General features: G+C 63.5%; 13 protein-coding genes and 1 tRNA gene. 10 read left to right on the forward strand and 4 right to left on the reverse strand.

The annotated features are described in order from the left end of the window. Positions 1–169 precede the first annotated feature (169 nt). The 4 genes from WHX56_RS10795 to WHX56_RS10810 all read left to right on the forward strand — a co-directional run bounded on the left by WHX56_RS10795 (position 170) and on the right by WHX56_RS10810 (position 4,113). A tRNA-Leu gene (locus tag WHX56_RS10795) sits at positions 170–254 on the forward strand. Positions 255–961: 707 nt separating this feature from the next. Next, entirely contained in the window at positions 962–2,179 is a 1,218-nt protein-coding gene (locus WHX56_RS10800; protein ID WP_338881188.1) for an EAL domain-containing protein, read from the forward strand. Between the two features lie 278 nt (positions 2,180–2,457). Then, positions 2,458–2,823 carry a helix-turn-helix domain-containing protein gene (locus WHX56_RS10805; RefSeq protein WP_279636180.1) on the forward strand — a complete coding sequence of 122 codons (366 nt, stop codon included), beginning with the start codon at positions 2,458–2,460 and terminating at the stop codon, positions 2,821–2,823. Between the two features lie 909 nt (positions 2,824–3,732). Then, a complete protein-coding gene (locus WHX56_RS10810; RefSeq protein ID WP_129239641.1) occupies positions 3,733–4,113 on the forward strand; it encodes a hypothetical protein in 381 nt (126 codons plus the stop codon). 84 nt (positions 4,114–4,197) lie between these two features. On the opposite strand, the gene WHX56_RS10815 is transcribed toward WHX56_RS10810, so the two are convergent. After that, on the reverse strand, positions 4,198–5,058 hold the full coding sequence (locus tag WHX56_RS10815; protein WP_338881763.1) for a winged helix-turn-helix domain-containing protein: 861 nt from the start codon (positions 5,056–5,058) through the stop codon (positions 4,198–4,200). A gap of 318 nt (positions 5,059–5,376) precedes the next feature. Here WHX56_RS10815 and WHX56_RS10820 point away from each other — a divergent pair, with 318 nt between their 5' ends. The 4 genes from WHX56_RS10820 to WHX56_RS10835 all read left to right on the forward strand — a co-directional run bounded on the left by WHX56_RS10820 (position 5,377) and on the right by WHX56_RS10835 (position 16,475). Beyond that, positions 5,377–10,059 (forward strand): autotransporter domain-containing protein, encoded by a 4,683-nt coding sequence (locus tag WHX56_RS10820; protein WP_338881189.1) that lies wholly within the window; start codon positions 5,377–5,379, stop codon positions 10,057–10,059. Positions 10,060–10,271: 212 nt separating this feature from the next. Continuing rightward, on the forward strand, positions 10,272–10,973 hold the full coding sequence (locus WHX56_RS10825; protein ID WP_165360085.1) for an SLATT domain-containing protein: 702 nt from the start codon (positions 10,272–10,274) through the stop codon (positions 10,971–10,973). Between the two features lie 12 nt (positions 10,974–10,985). After that, positions 10,986–12,029 (forward strand): rod shape-determining protein, encoded by a 1,044-nt coding sequence (locus WHX56_RS10830; protein ID WP_338881190.1) that lies wholly within the window; start codon positions 10,986–10,988, stop codon positions 12,027–12,029. 189 nt (positions 12,030–12,218) lie between these two features. After that, entirely contained in the window at positions 12,219–16,475 is a 4,257-nt protein-coding gene (locus WHX56_RS10835) for an autotransporter domain-containing protein (protein WP_338881191.1), read from the forward strand. Positions 16,476–16,602: 127 nt separating this feature from the next. On the opposite strand, the gene WHX56_RS10840 is transcribed toward WHX56_RS10835, so the two are convergent. From WHX56_RS10840 to WHX56_RS10850, 3 genes are read right to left on the reverse strand one after another with little or no spacing between them, the layout of a single operon-like run. Beyond that, positions 16,603–17,745 carry an alpha-hydroxy acid oxidase gene (locus tag WHX56_RS10840; protein ID WP_338881192.1) on the reverse strand — a complete coding sequence of 381 codons (1,143 nt, stop codon included), beginning with the start codon at positions 17,743–17,745 and terminating at the stop codon, positions 16,603–16,605. Between the two features lie 14 nt (positions 17,746–17,759). After that, positions 17,760–18,764 carry a tripartite tricarboxylate transporter substrate binding protein gene (locus WHX56_RS10845; protein ID WP_338881193.1) on the reverse strand — a complete coding sequence of 335 codons (1,005 nt, stop codon included), beginning with the start codon at positions 18,762–18,764 and terminating at the stop codon, positions 17,760–17,762. Between the two features lie 16 nt (positions 18,765–18,780). After that, on the reverse strand, positions 18,781–19,761 hold the full coding sequence (locus WHX56_RS10850; RefSeq protein ID WP_129239633.1) for a Bug family tripartite tricarboxylate transporter substrate binding protein: 981 nt from the start codon (positions 19,759–19,761) through the stop codon (positions 18,781–18,783). A gap of 186 nt (positions 19,762–19,947) precedes the next feature. On the opposite strand from WHX56_RS10850, the gene WHX56_RS10855 reads away from it, so the two are divergent. Beyond that, positions 19,948–20,622, forward strand: coding sequence for an RraA family protein (locus tag WHX56_RS10855; protein WP_338881194.1), 675 nt, complete (start codon positions 19,948–19,950; stop codon positions 20,620–20,622). Between the two features lie 8 nt (positions 20,623–20,630). Beyond that, positions 20,631–21,485: an IclR family transcriptional regulator gene (locus WHX56_RS10860; RefSeq protein ID WP_129239631.1), complete on the forward strand. Its 855-nt coding sequence runs from the start codon at positions 20,631–20,633 to the stop codon at positions 21,483–21,485. Positions 21,486–21,497: the final 12 nt, after the last annotated feature.

A 21,497-nucleotide genomic window follows, 5' to 3' on the forward strand; every position in this document is an offset into this window, starting at 1 on the left:
GTGAGGGGGGCGCAGCGAGACCCGCCCCTTCGATGCCCAGCGGCCTGTCCCGCCGCCCGAAGGGGAAAGAGGGGATTCCTGTGGCGAGATTGGCTGGGTTCACCCGAATTCCGATTTGCGTGATAGAATGTTCGACTTTCCAGGAAAGCACGCTTTTCTGGTCAGTTCAGCCGACGTGGTGAAATTGGTAGACACGCTATCTTGAGGGGGTAGTGGCGAAAGCTGTGCGAGTTCGAGTCTCGCCGTCGGCACCAAGAATTTGTTCCGGGATCGCTCCTGGAAGAGTAAAGAACCCGCATCTCTCCTATGAGGATGCGGGTTTTTTGTCGCCCCAAGACAAAAAGCGCCCCCTTGGGGGGCAGCAAGCCGAAGGCGCGGCGTGGAGGCTTTTTTCTGTCGCCCGGCGAGCCCGCCGCCGTTTCGCCGAATTCGTTGTATTGCCATCCCGCGCGTCGCGCGATCGTCCTGAGTTTCAAGGATTCAGATATTGCCTGAAGCTCGGGTAATTAATGTCAACGCGAAATCAATAAAAACAAATAGGTTGATCGCGGATATTTATTGCGGAATGCGAGCCATTTTAAATGGCGCGGCACGGTTTTATTTCTTGAGCGGAATTCATATATTGATTTAGCGCGTATTGCCGTTCATTGCCATTCCCGGATGTGGAAATTTTCTTTTCGGCAGGCCTCACAGAGTACAACGATTGTGTTTAAATATAAAAACACATACGTGTAGGGCAGTATGCCCTGGAAGGCTGCCGCGCGCGGTTATGGTCCCTCACCCATGATCGCGCGCGGCTGGCTTACCGTTCATGTTCAAGAATCAGGTGCGGCATTGGTCGGTCGGTCACAGCCAGGACATCCGGCAAACGGCCTGAGTACGAATCGGGGCGTCCTCATCGACGTGGAAGGTCTTGAGGTAGATCCATGTATCAGCTTCGCTGCGCTTTGGGATGTACTCCATGATTCCGTCGATAGAAACGAGCCGGGTCGATGCCCAGTGGGATGCGTGCCCCTATTTGAGAGTCCGGATAGTCAATTTACGGGACATTGAACTCGCGTATGGGCTCGACGTAGCCGTCGCTGTAAGGCGGGAGCTGTGGACGCGCCTGGCCCTTGTGGGCGGGCCGGAGATTCCGGTCTGGCGCGAGAACGATGTGCTGACGGTAAGTTTGGGATATGCTGCCCAGACGTGGGAAGGCTTGGCTGACGGCATCCTCAATTACGAACTGAGCCAGCGGACGGCACTTAGCATGCCAATCGAAATAACGCCTGATTCGTGGGTATGTCCGCTGATCGCCACGGAACTCTTGTCCGTTGGTGCCGGCAGGCCTTGCGGCGCCATACCGTCCGGCGCGGACGAGGCCGGAGTTCCAGGAACGGAGGGGATAAGCGGCGAGCCGGCGCGGGCTGGGCAATTTCGTGACGACATGGCCAAGGCATCGTATCTGCTGGAGAGCCTTCGAACCGGCCAGTTGCCGTTGGCGTTCCAGCCCGTGGTCCTTATTCAGGATCTGTCTTCGGTCCTGTACGACGAGTTGTTGCTTCGTCCCGCCGTGGGCGGGCCCGGGCAGATCGCTATCGCCCTGGAAAGGCTGGGGATTGCCTGGTTACTGGATCGTAGCATCGTCTGGACAGCGATCGAGGTGCTGGAGGCGCATCCGACGCGGCACCTGGCATGTAATGTGTCGGCGTTTTCCTTTTATCCGGATCCATGGTGGTTCGAGGTGATGGATTTTTTGCAGTCGCGCCCCTCTGTTGCCGCGCGTCTCATCATTGAGATAACAGAGACCGGGGTGCTGCGGGATTTAAGAAAATCGCTGGGTTTGATTTTGCGATTGCGCAAGGCGGGCGTAAGAGTTGCGCTTGATGATGTGGGAGTGGGTAACTGCACCTTGGCGTTCCTGCTGGAAGCCTCTCCGTGCATCATAAAAATCGACCGTTTGATGTTGCAGCGGGCCGCGCAATCAAAAGAGGGGGGGCGGCGATTTCAGGCGCTGATCAAGCTGTGTGCCAGTTGCAGCCCTTGCGTGGTGGTCGAAGGGATAGAAAATGAGGCGGAGTTGAATCTGGCCAGGGCCGGTGGAGGCGTGTCCGCCGTGCAAGGCTTCGCCATCGCCATGCCGGACAGGGCTCCTCCGTGGCTCAATAGTACGTCACAATTTGTATCATTGCGATGAAATGTTGCGATCTAAGCTTAAAATTGAATAAGTCGCGCCGTTTCATATGATATATACCGCCGAATATGTTTAACTGCTGTGGCCGATAAGGCGCCCGCGTTAATAGAGATATTCAAAAGGATTCAAAGAGAAACATTTCTTAACTTATTCCTCGCGGTCGCGTTGGAGGGGCTTTAGTTAGCTAAGATTGAGATTAAAATTGAAATGGCTTGCCTGCATCTTATGCGGCGATCTGCGAATGGAAAAGAACTAGAACTGTGGATACCTTCGGCAATAGAGTGCGGAAAATGCGGCTGCGTCTTGGATGGACACAAAAGGACTTGGCACTCGCCAGTGGCCTCACGCAGAGCGCAATCGGCAATTATGAGAGCGGGCAGAGAGTTGAGCCTTCCGGCCAGGCGTTGGTCGGCCTTGCTCAGGCGCTGAAGGTAAGTCCGGGCTGGCTGAGCCATGGGGACGAAGGGCCTGGAGCAGACGGCGCCACCGCAAGAAAGGCATCCAGGAATCCCCTGGACAGTTCGCCGGTGCGTTGGCCGTTCAGGGAAGTGAGCCTTGAGGAATACTTGTCCCTGAGCGCATCCGAGAAGAAAATTCTCTCGAGCATGGTTGCAACGTATATTCAAGCTTGCCAGCATAAACGCTAGTTGCCGTTTACGAATGCCGTATTTTTCGTGCGCCTGCCAAAAATAAATTTCCTAATATTGGCGACACCGTTTCCTTTGAAATTGCTCGCATGAACCGCCCGGGGAATCCCAGGAGTATTCAATACTCTTGGGCCTTGGGGGTTTCACCTATATTCCCCCTGGAACAGGCGGCCGTATACGGCGGCTGCCATCGGCGCATTTATCCGGCTCCTCTTGGGCAGTATCCAAGGTTTCAATGATCGGGGACTTTGCCTCGGCGCAGGGCAGATCTGTTCCGTGCCTGATCGTCCCCAGGCCGGGCACGCGCATCCGTCGCCTTGACGGTATATCACAATAGTCGGAGTCCAGCCGGCCAGCGAATGGCCGGGAGGGGCATCGGGCCCTGTAGAGCGGTTTCGACTGCCATGGCAATATCTCGCCCGGGCTTTAAACAGTTCTAATAAAACCGAGGCCGTCTGTGTGCCTGCCTCGGGATGTTTCGGCCAACAAATTGCCGCGTGCAACGCATTCGGCAGGCTGAAAAGCGGCTGTTACTTTAGTCAACGCGTCTTCACCGGCGGCGCAGCGGCCACATTGCCATGCCCTGGCCTGGCGGAAGAATTGACATAAAAGTCATCCTCTTCCCGAGGCCGCGTTCCGTGCATCCCCATCATACGCGCCTGACTAACACAAGTGAAGTATTTTTTGTATTCACTTAATCCTGATGCTGATAAGCACTTAGGTAAATATAGTCTAGAAATAAGGTATTGTGCGAGAATTTAAAAAAGAATACAAACACAATTGTGTTTAGAACATGGTGGTTGGGCGGAAGGGGACTGTTGTCGAGACGGGAGCGGGGGTTAATGGTATCGCCGCCGGCTATTCCTCAACCATGAGGGATGGTTGTCAGGGACACCGCGCGCCTCTTCCTTGCCGGACATTGAAATTAACGGTAATAAAGTAACGGTGGGAAATATGGGAATTGGCGATGAGTTTGGTGAGCCTCGTGGAGGGCGGTTTGACCGCGCAACCTATGAAGCAGCCAGCCGAAAAAAATTGGATGCTGTTCCATTGTTGCAGACGCTGGAGACAACCCGCAATTTGGCTTGCGGAGTCGCATCGCTGCTGGTGCTGCTCAAGACACACGGCGTTCCAGAGGGCGGGCAATCGAACGACGTCCTTATCAATCATATGCAGGTGGATGAGCTTTTATCGCTCTGCATTGAATCCATGGGCCTGCTGAACGACAGGATCGAGAAACTCGCAGACCACATGACCCACCGGCACGATCCTGACTTCGGAGGGGATTAGAATCCGCCCCGGATGCGTGTCCAGGCCAACGGACAAAACGGTCGCGGACGAACAGGCCGCGCGCATCGGTGGTCCGAACCGGGGCTAGAAAGGCTCTTCAGCGACGAAGACGTAGCCGACGCCGCGAATGCTCTTGATCGGAAGACGGATAGAGTGCTCAGCGGCTTTTTTTCGCAATCGACTGACCGCAACATCGAGGTTGCGGCTCACGCGGTCGTTCACGCCGTTGGCGGCGTGGCTGGAACGCATAAGCGGCCTATCGGACTTTTCGATGAGGTCCCGCATGATTTCCCGCTCTATCTGATTCAGCTCGATTGCCGTGCCGTTGGGCGAATTGAGCGTCCAGCCGTCATTGGTCAGGTTCCATGCCTTGAATTGGCGGGCCTCTGCGGCCTGCGGCGCCGCTTTGCGCATTCCCTGCCGTGGTTCCCGTCTTCGGGCCGCGGCCAAAACGGTGGCGGCCAATTCCAGAGAGTCCAGCGAGGCGTCGGCGCACGTATCCGCTCCCGCCAGCATCGCCGCGACGCGAGAGACCTTGTCCGGGAACTCTGAAGTCACAATCAACCAGGCCGAAGGAAGCAGCGATCGCAGGCGCGCGACGCCCAGCAGGGCCGTGGCGGGACTTGCATGGAGCACGACGATCGGGATTCCCCCAGGCTCGAGGGTCTCCAGACCGGCCCATAGCCTGTCGGAACATATCTTTACGTCGAATCCCAGGAGCCTGAGGCTCTCGACCTGACGCTGGCTGTCCACGTCCCCCACCGCGAAATAGCTGATGTTGGAACCTTGGCCGCCAAGGAGCGGGAACGCCGTCTCCCTTGCGCGCTGGCGAAGGCCGCGGCTGGCGCCGTCGTCGGGAAGAGGATGGCGCGGCAGCCAACCCTCCGGCAGCCCGCCATCGGAGGCCGCCGAAACGCTGACAGTGCTTTGATCTTCGGAAATCATCTTCACGCGTGGTTTCACCGCAACTCCCACACAATTAATCACAAGTGTGTTTATAATTTAAACACGACGAAACTTGTTGGATCAAGCGAATTTTTTTTAAGTCAATGATTTTTATAAGAAAAATTAAATTCGTCGGCCTGTTTCGAAAACTTTTAACACAATCTGTGTCACAGCATGCTGATGAGCCCGAGGGGCTCGGGAGGGACTTTGATGTCAAGGATCAATTGGTCGAGAAGCGCGCCGACGCTTGTTTTGAGCACGTTGACGGTTGCTTTGTTGCTTGCCTTTCCGCAAGCCCATGCGGAGCCCAGCCGTGACGTGACGGCTTCGGGCCGCGACAAGGTCACACTGAAGCGGGGCAAGGACTACACCAGCCTGACCGCGACGCACGGGGGCTCGATCCGCGGGTCGCGCGTAGATGTCGAGGGCCGCTCCGGCGAACTGGTGAAAGCCATCGACGGCGGGAAGATCGAGCTGGTGGACACCGATGTCTCCGCCGATGGGAAGAGCCGGCATAGCCACCACGTCCAGCAGGGACCCGCCGTCAGCGCGACCAGCAATGACAATCGCCACTCCCGGGGCCGCGAGACCGAGGTGTCGCTCAAAGGCGGCAGCGTGACCACGCAGGCTTCAAATTCGCCCGCGCTCCAGGCCTCGGGCCGCAACGCCACGGTCAGCGCGGACGGCACCCGACTGAAAACCTATGGCAACGGCAGCGATGTCGCGAAGGCGGTGTCGGGCGGCACGGTCGAGTTGCGCAATGTTTCGATCAAGAGCCAGGGCAGGGACGCGGATGGTGTGGCGGTACACGGCAATCGCTCCAGCGCCACGTTGTACCGGACGGAAATCGAAACGCGCGGCTCGAACGCCGATGGCGTCGAGGTCACCGACGGTGGCCAGGCGCGCGTGGACCGCAGCGAAATCAAGACGTCCGGGGCCAGCGCCGCCGGATTGCGTGTCGACGGACGGAATTCCGATGCGGAGCTGAAGCGCTCGGAAATCCGTACCCGCGGGGCCTCTTCCAGCGCGGTTGAAGTCAGCCGTGGCGGCGACGTCGAGATTGAAGACAGCGAACTGTCGACGTCGGGTTCCGGCAGCGCCGGTATCCGCGTGGACGGGCGCGGCAGCGACGCGAGCGTCCGCAAGACGGAGATCCGTACTTCCGGCTCTGGGGCCACCGGCATCGTCCTGTCCGACAAGGCGCAGGCCAATGTCTCGCGCAGCTCCATCAGCACCTCGGGCCGCGACAGCGATGGCGTGGCGGTCGGCAGCGGCGCCGAACTGCGGATGTCGCGCAGCCACATCGGCACCAGCGGCCGCAGCGCCGACGGCCTGTCGGTGCAAGGCAGCGGTTCCAAGGCTGTCGTCGACGATCTGAAAATCTCCACCACCGGCAAGGACAGCAAGGCGCTGTCGGTCAAGAACGGCGGCCTGGCGGTCGTTACCGACAGCGAACTGTCGACGTCGGGTTCCGGCAGCGCCGGCATCCGTGTGGATGGGCGCGGCAGCGACGCGAGCGTCCGCAAGACGGAGGTCCGCACGTCCGGCTCCGATGCCAGCGGCATCGTCCTGTCCGACAAGGCGCAGGCCAATGTTTCGCGCAGCTCCATCAGCACCTCGGGCCGCGACAGCGATGGCGTGGCAGTCGGCAGCGGCGCCGAACTGCGGATGTCGCGCAGCCAGATCGGCACCAGCGGCCGTAGCGCCGACGGCCTGTCGGTGCAAGGCAGCGGTTCCAAGGCTATCGCTGACGATCTGAAAATCTCCGCCTCCGGCAAGGACAGCAAGGCGCTGTCGGTCAAGAACGGCGGCCTGGCGGTCGTTACCGACAGCGAAATGTCGGCGAATGGGGAAAATGGCATCGCCGCGGCGGTCAGCGGCGAGGGCGCCCGAGCCCTCATCCTCGACAGCGAATTGACCGCGAACGGCCGGGATGGCCAGGCGCTGGAGATCAAGTCTTCCGGTTTCGCCTATCTGGCCGACAGCGTCGCGGTCGGGTCGGTGGCCGGCGCAACCGTGACGGGCAGCGGCAGCCTGCTGGTTGCCAAGAACAGCCAGATTTCGGCGCAGGCCCAGGAGAATATCTATGGCCGGGGTCGCTACCAGCCCGAATCCCCTATTGGATTGAATGTCACGAAGGGCGGCAAGGCCCTCGTCCTGGGCGGCGACGTGCAGGCGCAGGGCGATGATGCGCGCGGCATAAACGTTTCCGGCAAGGGCAGTTCGGTCTGGACGGTTGGCACCGACATCGCGGCGACCGGACAGGACAGCCAAGGGGTGGTCATCAGCAAGGGCGCCGGGGCGGCCCTGCTGGGGTCGACGGTGTCGGCCGATGCCATCGGCATCAGTGTCGACGGCCGGGACAGCACCCTGCTGGCCATCAACACCACGGTGCAGGCCGGCACCGACACGCAGATTTATACAAGGCGCAGCGATCCGGCCCCCGGGGTTGGCATCGCGGTCTCCGGCGGGGCGACCGCCGCGGTGCTGGGCGGCCAGGTCACGGCGCTGGGCGACGGCGGCGCGGCGGTGAAGGTCGAGAATAGCCTGGCGCTTCTGAAGGACGTGACCCTCGACGCGACGGGCAACGACGCGAACGCCTTGATCGTGCGGACCACCCGGGACAACGACGACCGCCGCGGCCGCCGTGGCCATGATCGCGACCGCAACGAAGCCGGGGCCTGGGTGTCCGGCGCCACGGTGTCGACTTCGGGCGACCGCAGCGACGCCGTGCTGGTGCAAGGAAGGAAGAGCGTCGCGCTGATCGAGGAATCGACCATCACGACGACCGGCGAGCAAGCCTCGGGCCTGTCGGTGCAAGATGGCGGCCAGGTCGGCCTGGCCGACAGCCGTGTCAGCGCGTCGGGCGCGGGCGCGGCAGCCGCCCGCGTGGGCTCGGTCGTCAGCCGGCACCACAGGGCGGTGTCGTCGCTCGAGATCTCCGGAAGCACACTGAGCGCGAGCGGCGAGAACGCGTCGGGCATCGTGCTGGAGAATTCGGCGAACCTGAGCATCGCGAACTCCGTCGTCCGATCCACCGGCGCCAGCCTGACGTCGCGCCTGGATACCGCTGGACAGCGCCAGAACATCTCGATCGACAGCGGCGCCACGCTGGTGCAGAACAACGGCACGCTGCTGCAGGTGGAACGCAGCGAGGAAGGCCGGGATGGCCGGGTGAACCTGGATCTCAAGGACGGTTCGGTCACCAAGGGCAATATCGTCGACATTCAGCAGGACCTGGTCGGAGACGGCGGCACGTACGTGCGTCTGGGCGCGTTGGCTTCGTATGACGGCCTCATGCAAGGCGTGCGGGAAGTCGTGACCGAGGGGGGCAATCAGACCCTGCATTTCGCCGCCGGCAGCACGCTTGGCTCGCTGTTGATCGACAATCATGCCGTCTCGAGCGGCGGCACGGTCGATAACCGGATCTCGGCCAGTGGCGACGTTGTCGTGGACAACGCGACCCTGGGCGGAAACTGGAAGATCGGCGGCACCTTGACGGGCCGCAATGGCGCCATCATCCGCCCGGGCAACTCCGTCGGCGCGATCACGACGAACGCCATCAATTGGCAGGCCGGCTCGGTCTATCAGGCGGAAATCAACGCCCAAGGCCAATCCGACCTGGTGGAAGTCACCGGCAGCGGCGGCGCGGACATCAGCAAGGCCAGCCTGGTGGTCAAACCCGAGAACGGCGTGGGCCGCGTCCTTCTCAATCACGACTACACGGTGCTCACCGCGGCGTCGGGCGTGCAGGGGAAATTCACGGCTACGTCCTGGGACGGACAGGCCTATCCCTTGCTTGCGCTGAGCACGATCTATGCGCCGCAATCGGTGGCCGTCCGCATGGCGCCGGACACCGGGGCCATCAAGAACTACGGCTTCTCGCGCAACCAACGCGGGGCGGCCTTGGGTTCGGCAACGCTGGCCGGCTCCAACGCGAGCGTGGACGAGGCCTTCTTCTCGGCCAACCCCAGGAACGCGTTCGACCAGCTTTCGGGTGAAGTCCACGCGAGCGTGCGGTCCATTCTCTTTAACGACATGCTGTCGACCAGCGCGGCGATGCAGGGCCAGATGCGCGCAAACCTGGGCGCGCAGATGCTGCCCGGCCAGCCGACCGCCTCGACCGACGCGGCTTCGCCGGATGCCATGCCGGTCAGCGGCGCCTATCCCTTGTGGGCGAGTTTCAATGCGGCGGGAATGACGACGAACGATGACGGCAATGCCGCATCCACGCGCTATTCGACCACCCGGCTGCTGGTGGGCGGCGACGCGGCCATCGGCGGCGGCTGGCGTCTCGGCGCCGCGGCTGGCGTCAGCAGCGGCGATTTCAAGCTCAACGACCGCAACTCGGACGGCAGCGTCAACAACTACACGATGATGCTGTATGGCGGCAACGCCTGGAAGGCCGGCCCGGGCAGCCTGAAGCTGCTGGTGGGCGGCGGCTACACGCGGCACAACATCGACACCAGCCGCACGGTCGACCTGGCCGGTTCGCAGGACCTGGACGCCGACTACAACGGATCGACCTGGCAGCTCTTCGGCGATCTGGGCTATGCGATTGCGCTGGGTGACAACTATTCGGTTGAGCCGTATGTGAACGTCGCCTGGTTCAAACAGCGCCTGCGCGGCTTTGACGAGTCGGGCGGAGACGCCGCGTTGAAGGCGGGCTCGTCGCGCGAGGACCTCGGCACCTACACCTTGGGTCTGCGCACGGCGCTGGTCTACCCCGGGAAGACCAATCCGTTCACGCTGCGAGGCCATGTGGGCTGGCGCCATGCCACGGGCGATCGCGATCCCTCGCGTTCGATGTCGTTCGTCCAGGGCGGCGGCAGCGCGTTTTCGGTCTACGGTTCGCCGATAGCCAAGAACGCCGCGGTCGTAGGGCTGAGCGGTGAAGTCGGCCTGGACAAGAACTTTGCCCTGGGGCTGAGCTATGACGGCCAGTTCGGCAGCGGCAATACCGACAATGCCGGTTCGCTGTTCATGAAAGTCCGCTTCTGATCGGCAGTCGTCATTCAAAGCAATCGCCGGAGGGACGTTGAGTCTCTCCGGCCAGTAACCACCCCGCGAAACGAATGCAGATTCCTCGCCTTGGTCGCTTGTTCGCTTCCGACAATGTCAGGCCCGCCAATGTGTCGGGTCTGGCGGATTTTTTCGAAGCTTCCGATGCATTCAGGAAGTCAGGCATTCCCAAACCACGACGATTCGGATCCATGAAAGACACCGCCGACATCACCTCCATGCAAGAAGACGTGCTAACGCCGATCAATGAGCTTATACGGCCGCGCACGGAGGCGGAGACGCTGTTGCTGCGCATGCGCATTTCCCAGAAGTGCCGCTACAACGCGTCCGTCCGCCTGCGACGTTCCTATCGATTCCGGCTTTTCACCTCGATGATGTTCGCGGTGGGGCTGATGATCATTCCGCTGCTCCAGAACTCCCCCATTACGCTGGGCTTCAGTCCCGCCGTGATGGCGATGGTCCAGGTCCTGCTGGCCGTCGGTATCCTGGTGTTCACCGTGATCGCGGGCAAGGCCGGCTTCGAACTGCGGGCCGACAAGCTCAATCAGGAGGGCGATTCCCTCAAGGACCTGAGCCGTCGCCTGACCCGGTACATGGCGGGGGGTTCGGAAGTGCGGCTGGAAGAGTATCACCAGGAATATGCCGCGCTGACCTCCGGCAAGGAGGCGCACTCGCGCTCGGATTATCTCCAGGCGCAGCTCGAGATGAAAGAGTATTTCCCGATGTGGCCGGGCAAGCGCCTGGCCTTGCGGGTGGGGCTCGGCATCTCCGTACTGTCCAACTACGTCATTCCGCTCTTGCTCATCCTGATGGAGATGGCGTTCGTTTCGGACATGCTGACGCTGACCGCGCTCTACCCGAATGTGCTTCATCTGCCTGGCCTCGCCCGCTAGTGAGAACCGGCGATGATGCAATTTCTCCGTCATAGATTCGCAACGGATCTGGCGATCGATCTAGGCACGGCGAATACCCTGATTTATGCGCGAGGAAGAGGAGTAGTGCTGAATGAACCGTCCGTCGTCGCCCTCCGGGACGACGGATCCGGGATGGGAAAGCGGGTCATCCAGGCAGTCGGCCAGGCCGCGAAGCAGATGCTGGGGCGCGTGCCGGGGAATATCGAGGCCATCCGGCCGATGAAGGACGGCGTCATCGCGGACTTTTCGGTCACCGAGCAAATGCTCAAGCAGTTCATCCGCATGATCCATTCGAGAAGCCTGTTCGCGCCCAGCCCGCGCATCATCGTCTGCGTTCCCTGCGGGTCGACCCAGGTGGAGCGGCGGGCGATCCGGGAGTCCGCGCTGGGCGCGGGAGCGTCGCGCGTCTATCTGATCGAGGAGCCGATGGCGGCAGCGATCGGGGCGGGCCTGGATGTGGCGGAAGCGTCCGGATCGATGGTGGTCGATATCGGCGGGGGCACGACGGAAGTGGCCGTCATCTCGCTGGGCGGCATGGTCTACAAGGGATCGGTCAGGGTCGGCGGAGACAAGTTCGACGAGGCGATCGTCAACTACATCAGGCGCCACTACGGGATGCTGATCGGCGAGCCCACCGCCGAACTGATCAAGAAGGAAGTGGGCGCCGCCTATTCCGGAGCGCCACTGAAAACGATGGAGGTCACCGGGCGCAATCTTGCCGAGGGCGTGCCGCGCAGTTTTTCCGTGTCGTCCGCGGAGATTCTGGAGTCCTTGACGGATCCGCTGAACCAGATCGTATCGGCGGTGAAGATCGCCCTGGAACAGACCCCGCCGGAACTCGGCGCCGACATTACCGAACGCGGCATTGCGCTGACCGGGGGGGGATCCCTGCTGCGCGGCCTGGACCGATTGCTCCAGGAAGAGACGGGATTGCCCGTCTTCGTGGCCGATGACCCCCTGACCTGTGTCGTGAAAGGCTGCGGCCAGGCGCTGGAGCATTTGGAGAAGCTGAGCGCAATTTTCGCTAACGACTAGCCGGGCGCGGCACGGTTGTTGTCCGCGCACGTCCCGAAGTAACACATTTGTGATTTGAATTCAAACACAAGTTTCGTCGCACCTGACATCAGGTGGTCACCCGGCATCGCGTGGGGACGCGGCCGGCAAGGCTTTCAGCACGGTGTCCGGCGAACAGTTCCCGGCCCAAGCGCATCAATGGAGAAAACGGTGAAATCAAGACTTCAGTCAAGACGCATGCAGCGGACGGCCTTGGTCGTCGCGCTGACGGGGGCGTTCGGCTACGCATCGGAAACGAGCGGGCAGACCACGGTGGACAGCGCCCAGGACATCAGCTCGCAAACCGTCAACGGCGCGTTGAATGTCGTGTCGGGGGGCGTGCTGACGGGCGATTCCAGCATCATTTCCGGCGGGGCGTACGACCTGCTGAAGATCAGCGCCGGCGGCCAGGCGGTGCTGGATAACCTGATGATCACCAACAACCTGGACAGCCCGACCGGGCAGAACGGCCGGGCCGTGTTGGCCACGGGCGCGGGTGCTTCCGCGACGTTGAACAACGCCACGATTTCGGTCTCGGCGTACTCGACCAATAACGGGACGGATTACGCGCACGCGTTCACCGCCGGCGTGGGCGCTTCCGGCGGCGGCAACGTCAGGTTGAATGGCGGAACCGTATCGGTGGAGGGCAGCAAGCGCACCGTCGGCCTGCAGGCCAACGACGGCGGGTCTATCGACGCGGTTGGCGTGCAGGTCACCACGGCCAACCATTTCGGCCATGCCATCGTGGCTTACCGCACGCCCAACGACCCGGAGCAACTGACCCGCATCACGCTGGACGGGGTCTCGGTGGAAACGCTGGGCGACAGCTACGCCGTCGGGATCCAGGCGGCCAACAAGGGCGCCGCGGTCGAGGCCCAGGACACCTCCATTACGACGCACGGCGCCGGCAGTTTCGGGGCGGAAGTCTTCAACGGCGCGACCCTCTCTTACCTGGGGGGCGATATCCAGACGGAAGGCGTGGGGGCCGCCGGGATCCGAGCGTACGGTGGCAGTCTGGGCGCCGGCCAGGTATCGCTGCAGAATACGACGATTTCGACCACGGGCGCGGGCGCCGCGGGAGTGGTGGCGGGCGACTCCTCCGAACCCACGGCAGGCGAGATCACGCTGCAGTCGGTGTCGATCGCGACGCAAGGCGATTACGCGTCGGGCCTGGCGTCCGCCTACGGCAGCACGGTCGACAGCACCGGCTCTTCGATCACGACGCAGGGCGCGAACGCGCACGGCGCCACGGCGCAGAACGGCGGCAGCCTCACCCTGAATGGCGACACCTTCGTCGTCAACGGCAACCAGGCGTACGGCATGCTCGCCGACGGCCTGAACTCGTCGATCGCGGCGACCGGCGTATCGGTCGAGACCAACGGGCTCTACGGTTACGGGGCGCGCGCCCAGGCGGGCGGCAGCATCGCCATCAGCGGCGGCAGTATCAGTACGGCCAATACCAAAGGCCGCGATGCGCAGGACGGCGACGGTTCGCGAGCCTACGCGTTGACGGCGGATGGCGCGGGGTCGACGATCAGTGTGGCCAATGGCACGGCGATCTCCACGCAAGGCCAGCGCGCCTACGGCGCCTACGCCACCAATGGCGGCGAGATCACGCTGCAGGACGCGAGCGTGCAGACCAATGGCTTCATGGCCTACGGCCTGTACGCAAGCGGCGCGGGTTCCACGGTGGACGCGTCCAATGTCGTCGTGCGCACCTCGGGCAGCGTCGGCGATGCGATCTGGGCCTACCAGGGCGGCCTGGTCACGCTGAACGGCGCCAATATCGACGTGGCCGGCAATCCCAACGCGAACAGCCCCTACGAGACGGCCAACGGGCTGGTGGCCGTGGGCGGGACGCAGGGCGTGGGGAACGGCACGATCAGCGCGCGCAACATGACGCTGGTCACGCATGGCGCCGATAGCGTCGGCGCGAAGGTCGGCGGCGCGGTGGGCGACAGCCTCACCTCCGGCACGGTGGAACTCTATGACAGTTCGGTGACGGTCAAGGGAGACCGCGCCGTCGCCGCCGAGGTCAATTACGGGAGCAGCTTCCAGGCGCAGAATTCGACGCTGATCTCGAAAAAGGGCGACGGCATCGTCATCAACGACAGTGGCACGGTCAACCTGGTCAACACGCGATTGGAGTCGGCCGGCGCGTCGCTGGTGTCCAACCTGAATTCGGCCGAGCAGGTACAGCAGATCGTCCTGGGCAGCGGTACGGACGCGACGCGCAACAATGGCGTCCTGCTGCAGGTGAACCGCAACGAAGCCGGCATGGACGGCATCGTGAATCTGACGTTGTCCGCCGGCTCGTCGGCCTATGGCGACGTCGTGGACCTGGACGGCCTGTCGGAGTCGGGCAGCCGCGCCGGCACCACCAATTTCACGGTCGAGGCCGGGGCCAACTGGAGCGGCCTGGTGCGCGGCATCAATGACGCGACCACGGAAGCCGGGGGGCAGTTCGTCGATAATGGCGGAGCGCCGATCAGCGGCAACGTGTCGGGCGCGCAGAACGCCACGATCGTGTTCAATAACGGCGCGACCATCGGCGGCGGCGTGTCCGTGGCTGAAGGCGGGCAGGCCGTCTTCCACGGCAATACCTCGGTGGCGGGCAATGTCGTGAATACCGGCGCCACCATGAGCTTCTCCGGTCCGACGACGCTGCAGTCCAACGTGGCCGCTTCCGGCGGCGCGCAGATGACGTTCCAGGGGCCATTGGTGATCGGGCAGTCCGTCTCGGGCAGCACCGGCGCCGCCTTTGTATTCCAGGGGACGGCACAGATCGCGGGCGGCGTGAGCGGCGATGGTTCGAACTTCCTCTTCAGCAAGACGCAGGGAAGTTCCATCGGCGGCGATGTGGCGTTGAGCAACAGCGCCACGCTGGCGGGCGGATCGGTCGGGGCCCCCATCGTCGTCCAGGGCAATGTGACCGCTTCCAGCGGGTCCGTTCTTGGCGGCAACCTGAGTGTCCGCGGAGACGTCAATGCCGCCGGCGCGACCCTCAGCCCGGGCAACTCGATCGGCGTGCAGACCTACGGCTCCATCAGCAATTTCGGCAGCACCTACAAGGCCGAAGTCAACGCGGCGGGCGCTTCCGACCTGATCAGGGCTTCCACCGGCAACGTCGATATCTCCGCGACGAACCTGATCGTCGCCCAGGAAAACGGGAACGGCGGCTACCGCCTGGGCCACGACTACCGCATTCTGCAGACGGTAGGCGGAAATGTCGTCGGCACGTTCGCCAGCAGCGGGCTGGACAGCAGCTTCGCCAATACGCTGGTCCGCCTGGATCCCGTCAAGTACGGCAGCAAGGATGTCTTCGTCAGCCTTTCGGTCGATCAGTCCAAGGTCGCCGCCGTGCGCCAGGGCCTGACCTCGAATCAAAGCCATACCCTGGATGGCGCGCTGTCGGTCGCCGGCATGAACAGCGCCGCCGATGCCGCGTTTGTGTCCTCGAGCCCCGCCAGCGCGCTGAACCAGCTCAGCGGCGAGATCCACGCCAGCACGCAGTCCGCGCTGTTGCAGTCGACCAGCCTGGTGCAGCGCGCAGTCCTGGGACGGGCCGGCGCCTCGCCCGCGCAGGGTTCGCCGTTGTGGGCCCAGGTGCTTGGCGGCGAATACCGGCTTGGCGCCGACGGAGCCGGGGCCGCGTCGGCTAAGACGCGCCAGGGCGGGCTGTTGGTCGGCGGCGACGTCGAGATCTCCGACGGCTGGCGCGTCGGCGGGGCGCTGGGCTATGTCGACGGCAAGACCACCGTGGACGACCGGTCTTCCCACGCCAACACCGAAAGCTATACCGCGGCGCTCTATGGCGGCAAGCGCTGGAATCTGGGCGGAAACAGCATGAATCTGCGCGTGGGGGCCGCGTATACCCACCACAAAGTGGATTCGACGCGCCATATCGACCTGGCCGGCGGCCAGTCCCTGAAGGCCGATTACAGCGTGAACAGCATGCAATTGTTCTCGGAGCTCGGCTATGACGTGCACGTCAATGACGACACCCGCGTCGGACCCTACGCGCAGCTCGCCTGGACTTCGCAGCGCGCCGGCGCCTTCCAGGAAAGCGGCGGATCGGGCGCATTGAAGGGCGAGAGCCAGCGGGATGGGGTCCTCACCAGCAGCCTGGGCGTGCGGGGGGCGACGTCCTTCACGCTATTCAAGCAGCCCGCCGCGCTGCGGGGAAGCCTGGCCTGGGTGCACGCCGATGGCGATGTGGATCAGCGCAGGAGCCTGGCGTTTATCCAGGGGCAGGGCAGCAATTTCCACATCAGCGGCGTGCCGTTGGCCCGCGATAGCGCGGCCCTGGAGTTGGCTGCCGAAGTCAAGGCCGGCGAAGCCACGTCCTTCGGTGTCGGCTATGGCGGCCAGTTCGGCTCCGGCCTGAGCAGCCATGCGGCTTCGCTGTATCTGCAGACGCGCTTCTAGCGCCGGCTGGGGAAGCGTTCCGGCCTGAACCCGGGGCGCTTCGCCGTGGCGGATATGCGGAAAGCCCGTAAGAACCAAGGTTCTTACGGGCTTTTTTTCGTTCGCGGGCAAGGCGGGCCGGCCGCCGTCAACCGCGGGACACGATAAAGTCGCTGCCCAGTTCAGCCACGTCGCGGCAGCCCAGGAGGCCCAGGTTGCGGTCGATTTCGGTTCCCAGAATGTCGATGACGCGCGCCACGCCGGCTTGTCCGGCGACGGATGCGCCATAGAGAAACGGACGCCCCAGGAACACCATGCGCGCGCCGAGCGCGAGCGCCTTGAGGATGTCGGTGCCGCGCCGAAAGCCGCCGTCGACCATCACGGGGAACGTGGACGCGACGGCCGCCACCACATCGGGCAGGGCATCGAGCGACCCCTGCGCGCCGTCGAGCTGACGCCCGCCGTGGTTCGAGACGATGACGCCATCCAGCCCCATCCGTTCGGCGATCTGCGCGTCGCCGGGGTGGGCCACGCCTTTGAGGACGATGCGGCCGGGCCAGGCTTCGCGCATCCACGCCAGGTGCGACCAGTCCAGCCGGTCGCGGCCGCCGCGCAGGCCGCCCTTGGGTTCCTCGGTGATGCGGTAGCCGCGCGCGTCCGCGACCACGTTGCGGAAACGCGGTATTTCCCGGTCGGAGAGCAGGGTGCGGGCAAACACGTTGGCGGACCAGCGGGGATGGCGGATGCCGTCCCAGAGCAGGCCGCGGCTGAACTTGAATGGAATGGTGAAGCCGTTGCGCTGGTTGTTCTCGCGATTGGCGCCCAGGGGCGTGTCGATGGTCACGACCAGGACATCGACGCCGTTGGCTTGCAGCCGCCGCATGAGCGGTTCAATGACCTCCCTGTCTCCGGGGAGGTAACCCTGGTACCAGAAATCGGCGTCCGCCTTGCGCACGGTTTCCATCGCAAGCGTGGACAGGCCGCTCAGCACGAACGGGATTTCCGCGTGCGACGCTGCCTTGGCCAGGTCCCATTCGCAGCGATGGCGGCACATGGCCGTCACCCCCATCGGCGCAATCCCGAAGGGATGCCGGTACCGGCGTCCCCAGAGTTCGACGGCCTGCGTCCGGTCGGCCACCCCGACCAGGCCGCGCGGGCGGAACTGGACCGAGCGGAACGCGTCCCTGTTGGCGGCGAGCGTGTGGCAGTCTTCCGTGCCGCCGTTGACGTAGCCGAAAACCGCGCGCGGCAGGACGGACTTGGCCGCGCGCTCGAAGTCCCCGACGGACAAGAGTTTTCCCGGATTCATTGGAGCTGGATGTTCGCTTCGGTGATTTTCGCTTTCCAGAAGTCCCGTTCCGCGCGCACGCGCTGGGTGAAGGCGGCGGAAGAGGTTCCGGTGATCACAAAGCCGAGCGACTCCATCTTTTCCTTGAATTCGGGGGTCTTCTTGACTGCGGCAATGCCGTCTTCCAGTTTCTTCAACACCGCGGGCGGCAGTTTCGCCGGACCCATCACGCCCGTCCAGCCCCCGACATCCACGCCCTTGAAGCCGCTTTCTTCCATGGTGGGAATGTCGGGCAGCGCGGAGTTGCGTTCCCGCGAGGTGATGCCCAGCGCGCGCACCTTGTCGCTCTTGGCAAGGCCGATGGCGGCATCGGTCTGGGCGAAAACGAAACTGACCTGCCCCGCCATGACATCGTTGAGCGCCGGCGCATTCCCTTTGTAGGGCACGTGCAGCATGGGCGCGTTGGCCGACCGCGAGAACAGTTCGCCGGCAAGATGGTTGGTGCCGCCCAGGCCCGAGGATCCGTAAGTCACGGCCGTCGGGTTCTGCCTGGCGAATTCCACCAGTTCCTTGAGGTTGGCCGCCTTGGTCTGCGGGCCGGCGAGCAGGACCAGGGCGTAGTCCACCAGAGCGGATACCGCCGTGAAGTCCTGGGTCACGTCATAGCGGAAGTTGGGTTGCGTGAGCGGCGCGATGGCCGTCACCGGAGACACCATGATACCCAGCGTATAGCCGTCCGACGGCGCGCGCGCCAAGGCCGTCAGGGCGACGATGCCGCTGGCTCCGGTGCGGTTCTCGACCACCACGGGCTGCCCCCACAGCTTGCCCAGGCCGAAGGCAAGCTGACGCGCTATCAGGTCGGTGGGGCCGCCGGCGGCATAAGGCACCAGGAAAGTCACCTGTTTGGCGGGATAGGCGCCGGCGGCCTCGTCCCTGGCGTGCGAAGGCGAACCCGCCATGCCCGCCGCCGCCACGGCCAGGGCCAATCCCGCCTTGATGGCGGAACGTCGATTTGCTTGCATTCTTGTCTCCGTGTTCTTAATCGATCGTGATGTTCGCGGCCCGCACCGTCTTGCCCCACATATCCGCTTCCTGAAGGATAAAGCGCTGGAACTCTTCAGGCTGCATGGCGCGGGGCGTCACGCCCATTTCCGCGAAGCGCTGGACCACGCCGGGCGCGGCCAGCGCCACCGCCATCGCCTGATGCAGCTTGTCTATGACTTCCTTCGGGGTGCCGGCCGGCGCCACCATGCCATTCCATGCCGAGACGTCGAAGCCCGGAATGGTCTCGGCGATGGAGGGCACGTCCGGCGTCATGGGGGAGCGCTGGGCCGTCGTGACCGCAATGGCCTTGAGCTTGCCCGCCTTGACGTGCGGAAGCGCGGAGATCATCGTATCGAAGCTGAGTTCGCACACGCCGGCGATGGTATCCGTGATCGCGGGGGCGCTGCCCTTGTAGGGCACGTGGGTCATCTGCACTTGCGCGCGGTTGCAGAACAGTTCGCCCGCCATGTGGGTGGAGTTTCCGGTTCCCGACGTGGCGAAGTTCAGCCGGCCCGGACGGGCCTTCGCGTACGCGATGAACTCCGGCAGCGTATTGACCGGCAGGCTGGGGTGCACCACCAGCATGATGGGGCCTTCCTGGAGGAAGCCGATGGGCGAGAAGCTGGTCTTGAGGTCGTAGCCGGGCTTTTTGTACAGCCAGCTATTGATCGGATGCGCCGTGGTGAGAATGCCGATCGTGTAGCCGTCGTTGTCCGACCTGGCCAGGGCCTCCAGCCCCAGGTTCCCGCCCGCGCCCGGACGGTTCTCCACCACGAAGGTCTGCCCCAGCGAGCGGCCCATGCCTTCGGCCGCCAGCCGCGCCGCGATGTCGGTCGAGCCTCCTGGGGTGAAGGGCACGATGACCCTGATCGGCCTGCGCGGCCAATCGCTGGTTGCAAACGCCCGCGGAGCAAAAGCCCCCATCAGTGCCGCGGCGGAAAGCTGCTTGAGCACGGTACGTCGAGAGTCACGCATGTATTCAGTCTCCTTGTATTTGAACCTTGGCGGTCCAGATAGGCAGAGCCATCGTCGCCTAGCTCTGCTACTCGACCGCATAAACAAAGTCACATCATTGAACGAAATTAATTATTCATTCATTGAAAGTTTTATTTCTTTATTGTATTTTTCGTGCATCATCATTCAATTCGGAGAAGAACGCAAGTGCCTATCCACCAAGGAACCCGCCCCGACACCTCCCCCGCGCTGATCGACGCATTCAAGGGGCTCGCCACCAGCACCATCGGAAACGTGCTCGACGATCTCGGCATCGGCAGCATCGGCCTGAACCTCAGGCCCGTCGCGCCGGGAATGCGATTCGTCGGCGCCGCGCTCACCGTCAAGGAGGTGACCGGCGCAAAGAACGCCTACAAGCCATCCGAGTTCGGACTGGGCGCGGTCATCGACATGTGCCAGCCCCTGGATGTCGTCGTGATCGACAACGGCGGCCAGCAAGTGTCCACCTGGGGCGGCGTGGCCTCGGTGGCCGCCGTGCAGAACGGCGTCGCCGGGCTGGTGGTGGACGGAGGCGTGCGCGACGCCGACGAGATCATCGAGCAGGGCTTTGCCGTTTTCTCGCGCCACGTCGTGCCGCTGTCGGGCAAGACACGGGTGAAGGTCATCGAGATCAACACCACCGTCAAGATCGACGGCATGCCCGTGCATCCCGGCGATATCATCGTCGGGGACGCCAGCGGCCTGGTGGTGGTGCCGCGCGATCGCGCCGAGGAAGTCGCGCGGCTCGCCGGCGAACTGGAGCAGCAGGACAGGAAGGCCAGCGAGGAAATCCGCGCGGGACTTTCGTTCACGGAAGCCCTGCGCAAGTACGCTAAACTCTGATCCAGACTATGCCAAGACCACGCAAAAATCCTGCACCCTCCGCCGTCGCCGAGACGGACACCGATAGCGCCAAGGGCAGCGGGCCGCTGGCCGGCACCCTGCTGCGCGGCCTGGCCCTGCTGGATACGCTGATCGCGGCAAGCCATCCGATGACGCTCGCGGAACTGGCCGCCGACGTCAAGCTGGATCTCAGCACCACGCTGCGCCTGCTGAGAACGCTGGAAGACGCCAAGCGCGTCATCCGCATCGGCGATGGCAAATACTATCTGGCTTCGCCGTCCACCCTGCGTCCGCTGGCACTGAAGCATCCGCTTGAAGAGTTGCGCCGCCAGGCCGATCCGCTGGTGCGCGGCCTGGCAAACAAGGTGGGCCAATCGGTGGTCCTGGTGGCCTACATAGGCGGCGAGCGCGTGGTCGTGGACGTCATGCAGGCGGGCACTTCGCTCAACCCGTACTACACGACCTGGCTGCATGGCCCGCTGCATGCGTCGGGTCCGGGCAAGGCCCTGCTGCTCGCCTCCGACCCGGCCAGGCGCGAGGCCTTGCTGGGCAAGCCTCCGTATGTGGCGCGCACCAATAAAACCCTGACCACCAAGGCCGAGCTGGACGCGGACCTGAAACGGGCCGCCGAGAACGGCTATGTGCTGGTGCGCGACGAGTACTACGATGGCCTGAGCGCCGTGGCCGCCAATTTCCATTCCTGGGACAAGACCGCGCTCGGCTGCCTGGCGATCACGGCCTATTCCGAAAGCTTCGACGACGAGACCGTCGCTTTCGTCGCCAAGGAACTACTGGCCTGCACCCGCTTGATGCCGCTCCAGGTGCCCGCCCTGCAGCAGATCGCGCAACTGTCCGGCCGCTGAAGCCGGCCGGAC

The organism is Achromobacter veterisilvae, from assembly GCF_037619525.1.
GTDB classification, from domain to species: domain Bacteria; phylum Pseudomonadota; class Gammaproteobacteria; order Burkholderiales; family Burkholderiaceae_B; genus Achromobacter; species Achromobacter veterisilvae.

Coding starts and splice junctions, on each gene's coding strand:
- WHX56_RS10830 (WP_338881190.1), top strand. CDS start 10,986: ATGATGCAATTTCTCCGTCATAGATTCGCAACGGATCTGGCGATCGAT.
- WHX56_RS10850 (WP_129239633.1), bottom strand. CDS start 19,761: ATGCGTGACTCTCGACGTACCGTGCTCAAGCAGCTTTCCGCCGCGGCA.
- WHX56_RS10800 (WP_338881188.1), top strand. CDS start 962: ATGATTCCGTCGATAGAAACGAGCCGGGTCGATGCCCAGTGGGATGCG.
- WHX56_RS10825 (WP_165360085.1), top strand. CDS start 10,272: ATGAAAGACACCGCCGACATCACCTCCATGCAAGAAGACGTGCTAACG.
- WHX56_RS10860 (WP_129239631.1), top strand. CDS start 20,631: ATGCCAAGACCACGCAAAAATCCTGCACCCTCCGCCGTCGCCGAGACG.
- WHX56_RS10815 (WP_338881763.1), bottom strand. CDS start 5,058: ATGATTTCCGAAGATCAAAGCACTGTCAGCGTTTCGGCGGCCTCCGAT.
- WHX56_RS10845 (WP_338881193.1), bottom strand. CDS start 18,764: ATGCAAGCAAATCGACGTTCCGCCATCAAGGCGGGATTGGCCCTGGCC.